Origin of the sequence: Dickeya sp. ws52, assembly GCF_007210685.1 — a bacterium.
GTDB classification, from domain to species: Bacteria; Pseudomonadota; Gammaproteobacteria; order Enterobacterales; family Enterobacteriaceae; genus Dickeya; species Dickeya chrysanthemi.
Window position 1 is genome coordinate 81,310 of sequence record NZ_SZVX01000008.1, and the last position, 14,497, is coordinate 95,806.

Here is a 14,497-nt window from a genome sequence, read left to right on the forward strand (position 1 = left end):
GGTAAATTTAACTGCCAACGAATTGTGAATAAAAGGGATAGTCAGTGTATCCATCGCTAACCTGATGCGGGCTCATATCAACACAAACCCCGCAATCGCCTGAATCATTGAGTTTTCAGCGTTATCTTCCTGCGCCAACCGCTCTGAATGCATCACTCAGACTCCTTGCGAGTAACCCGCAACGGCTCAAATTTCTTATCAGAATATTGAGCAAGGAAATCACTGACAGCCTGCCTGATAAGCCAGGAGATAGACAACCCATTCATATCAGCCATCTCTTGCAATGACTGAAGCTGTTCGACGGTTAGAGAAACTGTAGTACGAGTTGATTTCATGGCGGGGATCTGAACCGAAGCATCACATGTATGAATCATGCATCACTTTGATGTAAAAATCTGTTATGCCACTAAAAAAAAGAGGCCGCTTTTGCGACCGCTGTTGAAAATAACGCATTGCAAATATTGCAACACATTATCAATGTCTAAAGCCTGCAACCGAGGCTGCCGACAAACAGCCTCATTGGTTTGTTATTAGCGAACTTATACCGTGACCTGGACGTTATAACGGTAATCAACCATTGCGGAAAATATAGCTGTAAGCATTCAGCGCCGGTGCGCCGCCAAGGTGGGCGTAGAGCACTTTAGAGCCTTTCGGGAACTCGCCGTTACGCACCATGTCGATCATGCCGTGCATCGATTTGCCTTCGTACACCGGGTCGGTCAGTACCCCTTCCAGACGCGCGCACAGGCGGATGGCTTCCAGCGTGCCATCGTTCGGCAAGCCGTATTCCGGGCCGCCGTAACGGGTATCCAGCACCACGTCTTCTTCGGTTATCTCGCGGCCCAACTCCACCAGCCCGGCGGTGTTTTGCGCGATGCGCAGGATCTGCGCCTTGGTTTTTTCCGGCTTGGCGGAAGCGTCGATGCCGATCACGTTGCGGGCGCGGCCATCGGCGGCAAACCCCACCACCATCCCCGCCTGGGTGCTGCCGGTGACCGAGCACACCACGATGTAATCAAATTTAAAACCCAGCTCTTTTTCCTGCTGGCGCACTTCTTCGGCAAAGCCCACGAAACCCAGACCGCCGTACGGGTGCTCGGAGCAGCCGGCCGGGATCGGGAATGGTTTGCCGCCGTTTTGCGCAGCTTCTTCCATCGCTTGTTTCCAGCTTTCGCGGATGCCGATGTCGAAACCGGCCGGATCAAGACGCACATCGGCGCCCATAATGCGCGACAGCTCGATATTGCCCACCCGGTCGTACACCGCATCGGCGTAATTCACCCAGTTTTCCTGCACCAGAATACATTTCATACCCAGATGCGCCGCAACAGCCGCCACCTGACGGGTTTGGTTGGATTGCACGCCACCAATCGACACCAGCGTGTCGCAGCCCTGCGCCAGCGCTTCCGGGATCAGGTACTCCAGCTTGCGGGTTTTGTTGCCGCCGAACGCCAACCCGCTGTTGCAGTCTTCACGTTTGGCATAAATTTCCACATCGCCGCCCAGGTATTCGCTCAGGCGTTTCATCGGGGTAATCGGCGACGGTCCGAAAGTTAAAGGGTAACGCGGGAATTTTTCCAGATTCATGGTCAGGCTCCGGGGTAGCTAACGTGGATCGATCAGGCGTCGGATGGGCGCTTTCCGACAGGAAAACCGCGTCATCGCTTACCCTTGATACTACAGAAAACCAAAGTGATTTAAATTGCGTTTTTAGCTGTTTATTTTTTAATAAATTAACAAATTTTATTTTTATAAAGACTTAAATTTAAAAATAAAACAAAAATACGAAATAAAATTAATTAAAAACCTCGGCGTGATAAAACCGATGCAGCTCAGCGTAACGGTAGCCCGAAATCCAGCCGACATTGCTGGTCATACTGCTGTAACGCCTGCTTCAGGAAGACAAAAAAGCTCTCAAGGAGCGCGGTACGCGGCCTGCCCATTTCGGTTTGCAACTGCAAGGTACGCTGGCTCAGTTGGTCCAGATTGACGGCCTTCATCGTCAGGCCGTCACGCCGGGCGCTGCACAAGATAGAGAAATGGCTGCACACGCTGACTGCTTCCGGCGTGGTACGCACATACTCATACAGGCTGGAGAAATGGTTGCAGGTGAATACCGGCTCGATAAAGACGTTGTTCATGCGACAGGAGAGATCAAACAGTTGCCGGATGGTGGCGGACGGGTCCGGCAGCACTACCGGCCAGGCATTGAGATCCGCCAGTTGGAAATCCCGGTTAGCCAGCGGATGGTCTTGCGCCATAAACACCAGTACCGGTGCCGGAAACGACGCCAGCACGTCCACCCCTTGTTCCGGCGACAGGCTAAATTTCAAGGCGACGTCGCACTCGCCGTTACGCAGCAGTTCCGGCACTTGCCGGGCGCTGCCGACCGTCAGATAAAAATTGACGCGGGGGTGCAGCTCACGAAAACGCGCCAGCAGGGCAGGCAGCAGGTTGAAAGCCAACCCGTCGGTGCAGACCACCCGCAACGTGGTCTGGCGCGCCGATTTCATGCCTTCGATTTCCGCCATCGCCAGTTCCATGTCGGCCATACTGCGCCGCACATGATTCGCCAGAATATGCCCGGCGTCGTTCAATACCATGCCGCGGGTACTGCGTTCAAACAGCGGCATTCCCAGCCGGGTTTCCAGCCGCTGGATCTGCCGACTGATGGCGGACACCGCCACAAACAACTGCTGACTGGCGGCGCTGATGGAGCTGGCATTCACTACCGCCATAAAGTAACGAATTTCACTATTGTGCATGGATCATCTCCCAAATATGGCGTGAGCCGTTACTGCCGTATTCCTGACAAGAGAAACGAGAAACCTTCTGCGAGCGTGTTTTTAGGGTTTTGGTTTTTCTGGCGTTAAAAACTATGCTGAGGCGTGCGCCCCTGTCGGGTGAGCCGCACGGACGCGGCGAAAGCCCGTGCCGCGCCGGGAGCGCGTCACGGGCGGCCCGAACAGCAGGGGCGAACACCGAAGGGACCGCGAAGCGGCATAGTTTAGCCACCAGCCAGTGGTCAAGGAGAGGCGGCGTTTGAGCCTCTCCTTGTCGTGCGTGCGCCGAAGTTGCTGAGAAACAGCGCCGGTTATTACGCACGAAATATCACCACATCCCCTGCATGAATGCGGTAAACAGACCATAGGGGTGCAGGGGCTATCCCCTGGCATTGTGCTGTCGGGATTGCTGCACCTTGCTGCCCTCCTGTGCCAAATCCCAAAACAGGCCGCTCATGATGTGCAGGGCTTCGCGCGCGACGTCCGCCAGCAGGTGTTCGTTGGGGGCGTGCTGGGAACAGGCGGGGTACGAGTGCGGCACCCACAGCGTCGGCAGGCCGAGCGTGCGCAGGAAACAGGCGTTGGGCAGGCCGCCGCCGAAGTTGGGTAGCACCGCCGCCTGTTTGCCGACCGAACGTTCGATCGAAGCGACACCCCAATGCACCCAGGGGTCGTCCGGGTCGATGCGGGTGGCTTCAAAACAGTTCTCCGGTTTAACGAGCTCGACATCCTCAAACCCGCAGGCATCAAGACGGCGGCGAATGTGCCCGGCAAAGTGTTCCACATCACTGCCCGGCACATAGCGCATATGGCACTGGGCGCGGGCCGTCGGCGGGATGGCGTGCGCGGGCTTATCCGGGTCGCCGGTGACGAACGCCAGCACATCCAGCGTATTCCAGCCGTACACCTTTTCGGCGGCGCTCAACCCCGGTTCCCCCCAGTGCGGATCGATGGCCGGGTCGCCCGGTGCCCCCGCCAATTGCAGGCTCGACAACGCGTGGCGAATCGAGGCCGACAGCGGCGGCGGCAGCAGTTCCGGCACCAGAATGCGGCCGTTGGCATCCACCAGACAACCGATCGCGTGCGCCAGCCGGATACCGGGATTACTGAGCAGCCCGCCCCAATTGCCGGAATGGTGCGCGCCGTCGCGCAGCGTCAGTTGCAGGCCAAAGTTGAATACGCCGCGCGAGCCGAGAAACAGCGTCGGCCGGTCAGCACTGACGCGCGGGCCGTCCGAGGCGATGAACAGATCCGCCGCCAGCCAGTCGCGGTATTGCTGGCACACGGTATCCAGACCGGGCGATCCGCACTCTTCGCCCATTTCCAGAATCAGCTTCACGTTGTAACCCAGCCGGCCATCACAGGCATTCAGTACCAATGCCAGCGCCGCCAGATTAATGGTGTGCTGGCCTTTATTGTCGGCGGTGCCACGCCCGTACCAGCGGTTGCCCTCCGCCGTCAACGTCCACGGCGATAAGCCGCTACGCCAGCGCGCCGCGTCCCCCATCACCACGTCGCCGTGCCCATAAGTCAGCACCGTCAGTGCCGCATCCGGCTCTATGCGCCGCGCCAGCAGGAACGGCCCGCGCTCCGCCACCGGGTTAGGCACAATCAGGCATTCGAACCCCATCTCGTTGAGCAGCGGGATCATCTCATCGGTCAGGTAACCCATCAAAGCCGGGGCGCGTTCTACGTTCTGGCTTTCGGTCTGGCAGGCCACCCGCTGCGCCAGCGCATCACGGAATGCGCCGGAGTCGAAATACGCCGCCGCACGCTGCATCATCTCTTCACGTGTCATGGTTTGTCCTTGTTCTGTTCACGTCTTCGTTGGGTTTACGCCAACGCGATATCCGGAATGCCCAACCCCGGCTCCGGCGTCAGCACCGACGCCAGCAGCGCCTGGGTGTAAGGATGCTGCGGCGCGCCGAATACCTGCTCGCGGGTGCCCTGTTCGACAATCGCGCCTTTGCGCATCACCGCCACGTGATCCACCAGATATTCCACTACCGACAAGTTATGGCTGATAAACAGATAGGTCAGGCCCAGCTCTTTTTTCAGCGTCAGCAACAGGTTGAGGATCTGTGCCTGTACCGACACATCCAGCGCCGAGGTCGGCTCGTCGCAAATCAGGATCGCCGGTTGCAGGATTAAGGCGCGGGCAATCGCCACCCGCTGGCGCTGGCCGCCGGAGAGCTGGCCGGGGTACTGGCCGTGGGTACGCACCGGCATCCCCACCCAGTCCAGCATCTCGCGTACCCGCTGTTTACGCTCCGTTGGCGTACCGATGCGATGCAGCCGCAGCGCCACTTCCACGATATCCGCCACCGTACGGCGCGGATTCAACGAGGAGTAGGGATCTTGAAAGATCGGTTGGATGCGGCCAGCCAATTCACGCCGCTCGCCGGCGTCGATCTCGCGCCCTTCAATCAACACATTGCCGGAGGTCGGCGGCAACAGGCCGAGCAGCATTTTCGCCAGTGTGCTCTTACCGCAGCCGGACTCGCCGACCAGCCCCAGCGTCTCGCCCCGGCGAATACGCAGCGACACGTTGTCCACCGCGCGGATTTCGCCGGGCCGGGAGAACAGCCCGCGATTAAGCCGGAACACCCGGCTGAGCGCACACAGCTCCAGCGCGATATCGTCGTTGCCCGGAATGTGCGGCAGCGGGCGGCCGCGTTCTTCTGTCATCTGACTCATACCGGCTCCTCCGCCATCAGCGCATCGACACAGCGCACCGCGTGCTGGCTTGTCACCGCGACATAAGGCGGTTCCTGCGCACAGCGTGCGTGACACTGGTTGCAACGGTTGCGAAACGCACAGCCCTGTTGCGGCCCGATCAGGCTCGGCACCACGCCGGGGATCGCCTGCAACGGCTCGCCCGGCACGGTGCGCCCGGCTATCGGAATACACTCCAGCAGCCCGCGGGTATACGGGTGACAAGGCTGGTGAAACAGCTCCATCACCGGCGCGGTTTCCACCACCTGCCCGGCGTACATCACCGCCACCCGATCGGCGATACGCGCCACCACGCCCAGATCATGGGTGATGAAAACCACCGCCGTGCCGAACTCCTGTTGCAGCTCGCGCAGCATCCGCAGGATCTGCGCTTGAATGGTGACATCCAGCGCGGTAGTCGGTTCATCGGCGATGATCAGCTCCGGGCCGCACATCAATGCCATGGCGATCATAATGCGCTGGCGCAGGCCGCCGGAGAGTTGATGCGGGTACTGCCGCAGCCGATCCGCCGCCATTGGAATGCCGACGCGCTCCATCAGATACACCGCCCGGTCGCGCGCCTCGGCTTTCGAGACCTTACGGTGCGCCAGCAGCGTTTCGCACAGTTGATCACCCAGCGTGAATGAAGGGTTGAGCGAGGTCATCGGCTCCTGAAAGATCATCGCCATCCGGCTGCCGCGCAACGCCCGGCGCTCACGCGGGCTCAGCGATAACAAGTCGGCGTCCCGAAAGCGCAGCGTATCGGCGCGGCGCACCGCATTACGCGGCAACAGATCCATCAGCGCCAACGAGGTCATCGACTTGCCGCACCCCGATTCCCCCACCAGACACAGCATTTCACCGCGCCGTACCGAAAAATCGATGCCGCGTACCGCGTGTAGCGTGCCGCGCGGCGTCGCCAAATCGACCCGCAGATTTTTCACCTCCAGCACGATTTCGGCCTGCCCCTCGCTCGGCCCTCCGGCCGACGGGTTGGCCCCACCGGTAGTCTCAATAGCTGTATGCATAGCGTTATCCTCAGAGCCTAAGGCGCTCAATTGCGTCCATCCAGCGCGGTCACATCGCGCAGGCCGTCACCCACCAGATTGATGCTCAGCACCAGCAACGCCAGCACCACGCCTGGGATCACAATCACCCACGGCTGGAAGAACATGTAGGCTTTACCCTCCGCGACCATCAGCCCCCAGGACGGCATCGGCGGTTGTACGCCAAGGCCGAGGAATGACAACGTCGCTTCCAGCAAAACGGCATGGGCGATTTCCAGCGTCGCCACTACGGTCAGCGGCCCCAGCAGGTTGGGCAGGATCTCCCGCAGCATGATGAACAGCGATGAGGCGCCGAGCGTCTGGGCTGCGGCGATAAACTCCGCTTCGCGTAGCTGACGCGTCACCGAACGCGAGACAATCAGAAAGCGGTCCCACAACAGTAAACCCAGCAGCATAATCACCACCTTGACCGAACCGCCCACCAACGACGCCAGCGCCAGCGCCACCAGGATCACCGGCAATGCCAGACGTACGGTCAGGAGATAACTCACCACCGCATCGACCCGGCCGCCGAAATAGCCCGCCAGCACCCCCAGCGCAATGCCGATGGTGCCTGCCAGCATCACCGACACCAGACCGATGGTCAGCGATACCCGCGCACCGAACAGCAATCGGCTGAAGTAATCCCGCCCTAGCTTGTCGGTGCCGAGCAGATGCGCCCAACTGCCTTTTTCATGCCACACCGGCGGGATCAACCGTCGGCTAACGTCCTGCGCGTAGGGGTCGTGCGGGCTGATGAGCGGCGCCAGTATCGCCAGCGCCACAATCGCCACCAGAATCACCAATCCGAGCGTCATGCCGTGGTGCCCCAGAATCTTGCGTCGCCAGCGCTGCCACGGCCCAGGCTCCGGCAACAGGCCCGGCGCCGGGGCGGTTTTCATCATCACGGCCAGTCGTGCCATTGCTGTCTTCATCACCGCTCCTTATCTGCTGCGCAGTCGTGGGTCTAATAGCGCGTTGAGCACATCCGCCAGGAACGTCAGCCCGATATAAAACACGGCGATGATCAGCACGATGGCCTGCACCACCGGAAAGTCGTTACGGGCGATGGAATCCCACGCCAACTGTCCCAGCCCCTGCAACGAAAACACCGATTCGATCACCACCGAACCGCCGAGCATGAACCCCAGTTCCACCGTCGCCAGCGCCACTACCGGAATGATGGCGTTGCGCAGGCCGTGCTTGACCACCACCTTGAACGCACTCAGCCCTTTGGCGTGCGCGGTGCGGATATAGTCGGAGCCGAGCACGTCCAACATGCCGGAGCGGGTTAGCCGCATCAGCGACGGCATGGCGTAATACCCCAGCGCCACCGCCGGCAGTACGAAGTGTTGCCAGCCGGTGTTACCCGCCACCGGCAGCCACTTCAGCCCAACGGCGAACACCAGGATCAACACCAGCGCAAACCAGAAATTGGGCATCGCCTGACCGATAACCGACACCAACATGGCAAAACGATCGACCCAGGTATCCCGAAATACCGCCGCCAGCACACCGAGGGGGATCGCCACCACCAGCGCCAGCAACAGCGCCGCCCCGCCCAGCTTCAGGGTGACCGGCATACGCTGGCCGACCAGCTCCATCACCGTATTTTCAAAATAGAACGAGCGCCCGAAATCCAGTTGCAGCGCCGACCACATCCAACGGGAGAACTGGCTCAATAGCGGCTGATCCAACCCGTTTTGTACCCGGATCTGGGCGATGGTTTCGGCGGTGGCGTCCGGCCCGGCGATGGCGGTCGCCAGGTCGCCGGACAGGTGCAGCAGCGAAAAGCTGACCGCCGCCACGGTAAACAACACCGCCAGCGCCACCAGTGACCGCTGAAAAACGTACTTCACCATAAGCGAGCTCCTTACCCCTTAAGCAGGCCGGTTCCCCGGCGGCGATTACTTCCAGCTCGCTTCGGCGAAGCGCGGCAGTTCGTCCGGCCAGTCCTGAAAATTCAGGTCGGCAGTAAAGGCATAATGGGTGGAATAGGAGAACAGCGGTGCCATATAAGCCTGAGCGGAAATGCGCCCCAACAGCGTAGCGTACAGCGCACGGCGCTGTTGCGGGTCTACCACCGCATCGGCCTGCGCCAGTTCGGCGATCACCTGAGGATCTTTCCAGATATCGCTGCCTTTGCCGCCGAAATAGGGGGTAACGAACGCGGTGGCGTCATTGATGGAGAAAGACCCCCAGGTGCTGAACGACATCGGCGCCTGACCGGACGCCAGCGCACTCGCCATCACCGGGTACTGCACGAAATGCAGCCGCGCACGGATACCGACTTTGCGCAAATCGCCAATAACAGCCTCGGCGTAATCGCGCTCGCGGTAGGCCCACAAGTCAGTGTCGAAGCCATTGGGATAACCCGCCTCCGCCAGCAGTTGTTTGGCTTTGGCCGGGTCGTAGGGATAGGAGATCACCTGGCTGGTATCGCAGGCGGTCTGGGTACGGAAACAGGCGGAATAGACCGGCTTACTGCCGCCGCGCACCAGGTTATCCACCATCGCCTGGCGATTGACGGCATAGTTGATGGCCTGACGCACACGCAAGTCTTTGAGCGGCGCGCCTTCCGCACCACCGGCATTGATGTTCAGTTGCAGAAAACCGACACGCATGGTTTCGCCGCTTTTCACCGCGATATTCGGCATCGCCGACAGCGAGTCGACCTGATCCGACGCCACGCGCCAGATCCAGTCCACCTGGCCGGTCATCAACTGCGCTACTCGTGCTTCCGGATCGCGGATCACCACAAACTGCATCTTGCCGATTTTGGGTTGCCCTATCGGGCTGTCTTTGAAATAGCCCGGATTTTTCACCATCGACACGCCCTGCCCCGGCGTGACCTTGACTATCTTGTACGGCCCGGTGCCGACCGGCGCTTTGCTAAAGCCCTCCAGTTTCACCTGCTGGAAATAGTGGGCGGGGTAGATCGGCGTCGGGCCGGATAAATATTCCAGCGCCGCCGGGAACGGTTTTTTCAGGTGCAGGCGTACCGTATGGTCATCCACTTTTTCCACCTTATCGATCCAGTCCACGCTTTGCGGAATGACCGAGGCGGTATTCGGCCCGGCGATGCTCTGAAAGGTATACACCACATCATCGGCGCTAAAGGCATCGCCATTATGGAAGGTCACGCCTTTACGCAGATGCAGCAGTAATACCGTGGGCGATTCCCATTGCCAGTCGGTCGCCAACTCGCCTTTGTATTCTCCGCTTTTCGGATCGCGATAAATCAGCGTATCCCAGGCGAGATGCGCCAGAATCACCCCTTCGCGCATGTTATTGTGGTACGGGCTGACGTTTTCCACCTCGCTGTCGGAGGCGTAAACCAGCGTGTCGTTTTGTTTGCCGGCATAGCTGGCGCAAGAAACACCTGCCAGTAATGCGGTTAATGCATATTTCCGAACAGATTTCCGAATATGTCTTGCCAGATTACGAGCCATGCTGTTCTCCACCACAATAAAGGACGAATAAAAATGGTCACCAACAAAAACATTCGTCTGTTACGTTGCAAGAGCAGCGCCAAATAAGGATTATTCTCGTTACCGATTTTCGACATACGCTTTCTCAAAAAGAGAAAGCACTGATATGTATGGGATTCATTCGCCCTGACGATAATAAAAAGAGAGGGAACGCGACTACGCGACGAGCCAGTGCCGACGCCGGATTGACAACGGCAGGTACTATTTCAGTGCAAAAAATCAACCAGATTGCACCATTTGCGTGATGAATGATAAGCAAAGTTTATTTCTTGTTTTTAGAAAGTCACTTTCATTGAAAGTAATAATAAAAATCAAAAAACCTTATCACCATGAAAAATAAAATATATTATCCACATAAACACCAATTCATTTAAAGCTAAAATATAACTAACAAATGATTAGCAAAAAACAAATCATCAGTTAAGAATAAAATATCTTCACCGCGGCTTGATATTTATAAAAATGAATCCTAGTTTTAAATGGCAAATATTTATTACCGATCTATACCCAAAATAATTCGAGTTGCAGATAGGTTGGCTTTATTGCTTGCTCTTTTAGGGCCGTAGCAAGCTGCATTGCCGCGTTACAAGGCGCATTCGATCCTTGCCCTGACGCTCAACGCATTTTTTCCTGCAACCTGAATTATAACGGGTATACATATTTTTCTCTGGAGAATATCACAATGAAATTCGACGATATTGTCGTGCTTAACAGCAGTGACTTAATAGCAAAAGATTCAAATTCAGATCTCAATTTCAATACGTTATTCCAGATGCCTGCAAAATATGTCGGTCAGGCCATTGCCATGTCGAGAGTATTTCAGGATGCTATTAATGGAGATAACCTCGAATTTAATTTTGATAAAGCCATCGATCTGGTAAAAAACCATCCGGAAATGGCGATTATCGGTACGATAAATCAATCTATTACCAAGCAAAACAATCAGGTATCGGCCATGGTGGATGACGTCATGAAGCTGTTGGATACCGTTGTCGGCGTCGTTCTGGATAAAGACAGTCCCACCTATAAAAAATTTGCCAATACCATTGAACAAGGTTTTACCAACCTTGATGCGCAAAAAGAAAGTAAATGGATTTTCTGGAATAAAGAAAGCGAATCGAAAACCACATACACTTACAACATCTTATTTGCCGTTGCCAATCAGGATACCGGTTCCGTCATGGCTGCCGCACCTATCGGCCTGACCATTACCGTCGATGTCGATAAACAACAGGTACTGTGGATTACCACAAAAGATAAACACAATTATTCTGTTAATGTGAAATCCATCACTGTTGTTGAAGCACTCAAATCCTGACGCTGAAAATGCCATGCCCGGCATGGCATTTTTACTCTTATCCTAATTGGATATTCACTAAGGCACTGAGATGAACAATATCACATTAAATCCGACTAATGTCGCCGATGAGAATAAGAATTTCAGCGTTACGCTAAACGTTGATTTAAAATACGTTTCTCAGGCCATCAATATGGCGAATATTTTCAATGAAGCCTGTATTCCCCAAGAGGGAATTAGTTTCGAAAAAGCGCTATCGATTGCCAAAAGTCACGATACTCTGGCGGTGGTCGGCACACATACCGTAAAAGGAAACAGTAACCTCTCTCAGGTCTGGGTCGCCATTGACCAGCTTCAAAACCTCATCCGGATGGTACAAGGTGCCGCAACAGAAAACTGGATGGCGTTCGGTATCGCCGCCAAAGCCTTTATCGACCTGAATGCGCAAAAAAACGGTAATTATTTTACGATCTTCAGCGAAGAATCAAACACATTGAGTTATCAATATAATATGTTTGATGTCACACAAAATGCGGATACCGGCTCGGTTATAGTGGGTCAGTTAACCAGCGTCGACATTACCATTACCAGAGCCAGTGCGAATGTTCTGGCATTAGTCGCAGGCTCATCCATTACCCAAAAAATGAACTTCAAGAGTATGGTGATTGTTGAGGCGCTGAAGGCCGAATAGCGGAAAAACGCAACGATTTATACACGGTGATAATATGAGCATAGAAATTTATCCAGACGATGGCAATACCTTTCCCTATCAGGTGTTCCTCAACCTGCAAGACGAACGCTATTATGCGCAGGCGATACGTCTGGCTCAGCTTTTTGTCCATGACGTTGATGATAACGGTCAGTTGGATATGGCGAAGGCGGTGAAAAAAGCCCAGTCGCAACCTGATCTGGCGATTGTAGCCACCAACAATATGACCCTCAAAAAATCATTCGACACACTTTCCGCCTTAACCACGGCGTTATCCGAGCAATTGAAAATTGAAGGTGTGCTGGGTATTAGCCACGATGCGTATATTCAAAATGTGTTGTCTCATGCATTCTGCGACCTGGATACGCAAAAAGATAAACCCTGGTTTCATATCAATACCCAGCCCAATGCAAACCATCAGGTAACCAGTTATTCATACAGTTTATTTATTGTGGCGCAAGGTGAAGAAACCGGCGCGATGATGGCCGCAGGCCCGCTTATCATCACCGTCACGCCCAGCACCGCCATTACCGATATATTCAGCACCAAAGACTGGCGTTTAATCTTGAAAAAAGAAGAGATTACGATATCCATAAAAGGATTTCAGATTGTCGCACCACTGGAGTAATCCGCAACCCACTCCGGCTGATGACTCCGCCTGGCATCATTGAATTAACCTGAATAATAGCCTATCCCAGTAGGCGTTATTGGCGCAGCCAGTTTGGACTCGGACAGCGCGCAGACAACATGCGTTGCATGTTGAACGGACAAAGCACTTTGTCCGGCCCAACGGGCGAGCGCAGCGAGTAACCCGGAGCGTACACGTAGTACGTGAGGATTTCGAGCACTGCCCAGGGCCAAAATGGCAAGTGAAATAGACCTACTGAGATAGGCTCTAAGGGATTTTATGTTGCATATTACCGACGACTTACATCCGACTCTCTATAACAGCCCGATCGTACTGAATATCATCTCGCCGCCAAGCGTCATGACAGGATATGGCTTACGGACAGAAGCAGAGCAGCCTCTGCATTTCAAAACCCTGTTCAATGTTGAGGCACAATATATTCCCCAGGCGTTGACCATCAGTCGGGTATTTCAAAACGCGTTAACCTCTACCCTGAGCTTTGATACACCCAAAGCCATCGACGTTGCCAATGCGGCTGGCTTAACCATCGACCACGTGATTGATTTTCACGTCGCCAGCGATTCTCCTGAAAAAACCATTGCGATCGTTTCCGATCATATTGATGCCGTGATCGGCGGTTCGATTTCCGATTCGCTCAAGAATAAAATTATGGACTCCATCAAAACAGGATTTTTAAATCTGAACCGCAACAGTGAAAGCGCGTGGATCTTTTGGTCAAAGGAAAGCAGCAACAGCACCAGTTATAGCTACAACTTATTATTTGCCATTCAACAAAACCAACGGCTCATTGCCATCCCGTTGGGCATGTTGGTTAACGTCGATGTGAGCGAAGAAAAAGTGCTGTTTATCACCATTTCATCCCACGCCTGCTATGCCGTGAATCTGGATGGCTTAAAAGTCAGCCAGGCATTATCAGGATAACGCCGCCCTCAGCCCCCACTGCGTCGTGAGCGAAATCAGCGTGGGGGCAGGCGCTGCGCGACCGGTAATCACCATGCTCCCCCCTCACGACATGATCAACCCGCCGTCCACATTGATCGTCTGGCCGGTGATGTAGCGCGCGTCGCTTGATGCGAGAAACGCCACCAGCCCGGCCACATCTTCCGGCTTGCCGGCGCGTTTGAGCGGGATGCCTTGCACCCACTCCGCCATCAGTTCCCCTTTGCCGTAGCGTTTTTCCTCCGTGCTGAGGATTTCACCCCATACCCGGTCGTTGTAGTCCCACATTTCACTGTCGATGATGCCGGGGCAAAACGCGTTGACGGTGATGTTCCACGGGGCCAGTTCTTGTGCCAGGCTCTGGGTAATGCCGATGACGCCCATCTTGCTGGCGGCATAGTGCGGCGTATAGATAAAGCCTTTGCGGCCCTGACCGGACGAGGTATTGATCAGGCAACCGTGCTGCTGCTTCACCATATATTTCGCCGCCTCGCGGCAGCACAGCCATACGCCGGTGGTATTCACCGCCAGCACCCGCTCGAAATCGGCCTTCGGCATCCGGTCAAAGTAATCGATGGTGATTATCCCGGCGTTCTGTACCGACACGTCAATCTGCCCGAAGCGCTCTGCCGCCTGCTGATACAGCGTCTGCACCTGTTCTTCATCGGTGACATCCACCACCAGTGGCAACACCTCTGCGTCATAGCGGTGTTGTATCTCCTGCGCCGTCGACATCACCCGTTCCGAGTTGGACACCATCACCAGATGAGCGCCGTCGCGGGCAAATCGTTCGGCGATACCGGCACCGATCCCGCGGCAGGCGCCGGTAATCACTACCGTCTTCCCATGAAAATCACGTTGCATCGTC

The 14,497-nt window shown here is 55.7% G+C and carries 14 protein-coding genes; 4 read left to right on the forward strand and 10 right to left on the reverse strand.

What is annotated here, in order from left to right; all coding sequences use genetic code 11:
* Positions 1-152 precede the first annotated feature (152 nt).
* From FDP13_RS21975 to FDP13_RS09585, 9 genes are all read right to left on the reverse strand, one after another.
* Positions 153-374 carry a ribbon-helix-helix domain-containing protein gene (locus FDP13_RS21975; protein WP_143839309.1) on the reverse strand — a complete coding sequence of 74 codons (222 nt, stop codon included), beginning with the start codon at positions 372-374 and terminating at the stop codon, positions 153-155.
* A 196-nt stretch (positions 375-570) separates the two neighbouring features.
* Positions 571-1,587: a 1-aminocyclopropane-1-carboxylate deaminase gene (locus tag FDP13_RS09545; RefSeq protein WP_027713244.1), complete on the reverse strand. Its 1,017-nt coding sequence runs from the start codon at positions 1,585-1,587 to the stop codon at positions 571-573.
* Positions 1,588-1,832: 245 nt separating this feature from the next.
* Positions 1,833-2,765, reverse strand: coding sequence for a LysR family transcriptional regulator (locus tag FDP13_RS09550; RefSeq protein ID WP_143839310.1), 933 nt, complete (start codon positions 2,763-2,765; stop codon positions 1,833-1,835).
* Positions 2,766-3,162: 397 nt separating this feature from the next.
* On the reverse strand, positions 3,163-4,581 hold the full coding sequence (locus tag FDP13_RS09560) for a M20 family metallopeptidase (RefSeq protein ID WP_143839311.1): 1,419 nt from the start codon (positions 4,579-4,581) through the stop codon (positions 3,163-3,165).
* Positions 4,582-4,616: 35 nt separating this feature from the next.
* Positions 4,617-5,480, reverse strand: a complete 864-nt coding sequence (locus tag FDP13_RS09565) for an ATP-binding cassette domain-containing protein (RefSeq protein ID WP_143839312.1) — start codon at positions 5,478-5,480, stop codon at positions 4,617-4,619.
* On the reverse strand, positions 5,477-6,526 hold the full coding sequence (locus tag FDP13_RS09570) for an ABC transporter ATP-binding protein (protein ID WP_033576609.1): 1,050 nt from the start codon (positions 6,524-6,526) through the stop codon (positions 5,477-5,479). The genes FDP13_RS09565 and FDP13_RS09570 overlap by 4 nt, the downstream gene beginning before the upstream one ends.
* 26 nt (positions 6,527-6,552) lie before the next feature.
* Complete coding sequence (locus tag FDP13_RS09575; protein WP_015847951.1) at positions 6,553-7,479, reverse strand: ABC transporter permease; 927 nt, start codon at positions 7,477-7,479, stop codon at positions 6,553-6,555.
* Between the two features lie 9 nt (positions 7,480-7,488).
* Positions 7,489-8,406: an ABC transporter permease gene (locus FDP13_RS09580; protein WP_143839313.1), complete on the reverse strand. Its 918-nt coding sequence runs from the start codon at positions 8,404-8,406 to the stop codon at positions 7,489-7,491.
* Between the two features lie 45 nt (positions 8,407-8,451).
* A complete protein-coding gene (locus FDP13_RS09585; RefSeq protein WP_143839314.1) occupies positions 8,452-9,996 on the reverse strand; it encodes an ABC transporter substrate-binding protein in 1,545 nt (514 codons plus the stop codon).
* Positions 9,997-10,717: 721 nt separating this feature from the next.
* On the opposite strand from FDP13_RS09585, the gene FDP13_RS09590 reads away from it, so the two are divergent.
* From FDP13_RS09590 to FDP13_RS09605, 4 genes are all read left to right on the forward strand, one after another.
* Complete coding sequence (locus FDP13_RS09590) at positions 10,718-11,353, forward strand: delta-endotoxin CytB (protein ID WP_015847954.1); 636 nt, start codon at positions 10,718-10,720, stop codon at positions 11,351-11,353.
* Between the two features lie 70 nt (positions 11,354-11,423).
* Complete coding sequence (locus tag FDP13_RS09595) at positions 11,424-12,023, forward strand: type-2Aa cytolytic delta-endotoxin (protein ID WP_027713253.1); 600 nt, start codon at positions 11,424-11,426, stop codon at positions 12,021-12,023.
* A gap of 34 nt (positions 12,024-12,057) precedes the next feature.
* Complete coding sequence (locus FDP13_RS09600) at positions 12,058-12,669, forward strand: type-1Ba cytolytic delta-endotoxin (protein ID WP_143839315.1); 612 nt, start codon at positions 12,058-12,060, stop codon at positions 12,667-12,669.
* 279 nt (positions 12,670-12,948) lie between these two features.
* The gene (locus tag FDP13_RS09605) at positions 12,949-13,611 is read left to right on the forward strand and encodes a cytolytic delta-endotoxin (RefSeq protein WP_143839316.1); all 663 of its coding nucleotides are present in this window, start codon (positions 12,949-12,951) and stop codon (positions 13,609-13,611) included.
* An 84-nt stretch (positions 13,612-13,695) separates the two neighbouring features.
* Here FDP13_RS09605 and FDP13_RS09610 read toward each other — a convergent pair whose 3' ends face one another.
* Positions 13,696-14,493 (reverse strand): SDR family oxidoreductase, encoded by a 798-nt coding sequence (locus tag FDP13_RS09610; protein ID WP_143839317.1) that lies wholly within the window; start codon positions 14,491-14,493, stop codon positions 13,696-13,698.
* Between the last annotated feature and the right edge of the window lie 4 nt (positions 14,494-14,497).

What these genes read in the sequence shown, in the direction of transcription:
- FDP13_RS21975 (WP_143839309.1), bottom strand. Translation starts at nt 374, where the DNA reads ATGATTCATACATGTGATGCTTCGGTTCAGATCCCCGCCATGAAATCA.
- FDP13_RS09545 (WP_027713244.1), bottom strand. Translation starts at nt 1,587, where the DNA reads ATGAATCTGGAAAAATTCCCGCGTTACCCTTTAACTTTCGGACCGTCG.
- FDP13_RS09550 (WP_143839310.1), bottom strand. Translation starts at nt 2,765, where the DNA reads ATGCACAATAGTGAAATTCGTTACTTTATGGCGGTAGTGAATGCCAGC.
- FDP13_RS09560 (WP_143839311.1), bottom strand. Translation starts at nt 4,581, where the DNA reads ATGACACGTGAAGAGATGATGCAGCGTGCGGCGGCGTATTTCGACTCC.
- FDP13_RS09565 (WP_143839312.1), bottom strand. Translation starts at nt 5,480, where the DNA reads ATGAGTCAGATGACAGAAGAACGCGGCCGCCCGCTGCCGCACATTCCG.
- FDP13_RS09570 (WP_033576609.1), bottom strand. Translation starts at nt 6,526, where the DNA reads ATGCATACAGCTATTGAGACTACCGGTGGGGCCAACCCGTCGGCCGGA.
- FDP13_RS09575 (WP_015847951.1), bottom strand. Translation starts at nt 7,479, where the DNA reads ATGAAGACAGCAATGGCACGACTGGCCGTGATGATGAAAACCGCCCCG.
- FDP13_RS09580 (WP_143839313.1), bottom strand. Translation starts at nt 8,406, where the DNA reads ATGGTGAAGTACGTTTTTCAGCGGTCACTGGTGGCGCTGGCGGTGTTG.
- FDP13_RS09585 (WP_143839314.1), bottom strand. Translation starts at nt 9,996, where the DNA reads ATGGCTCGTAATCTGGCAAGACATATTCGGAAATCTGTTCGGAAATAT.
- FDP13_RS09590 (WP_015847954.1), top strand. Translation starts at nt 10,718, where the DNA reads ATGAAATTCGACGATATTGTCGTGCTTAACAGCAGTGACTTAATAGCA.
- FDP13_RS09595 (WP_027713253.1), top strand. Translation starts at nt 11,424, where the DNA reads ATGAACAATATCACATTAAATCCGACTAATGTCGCCGATGAGAATAAG.
- FDP13_RS09600 (WP_143839315.1), top strand. Translation starts at nt 12,058, where the DNA reads ATGAGCATAGAAATTTATCCAGACGATGGCAATACCTTTCCCTATCAG.
- FDP13_RS09605 (WP_143839316.1), top strand. Translation starts at nt 12,949, where the DNA reads ATGTTGCATATTACCGACGACTTACATCCGACTCTCTATAACAGCCCG.
- FDP13_RS09610 (WP_143839317.1), bottom strand. Translation starts at nt 14,493, where the DNA reads ATGCAACGTGATTTTCATGGGAAGACGGTAGTGATTACCGGCGCCTGC.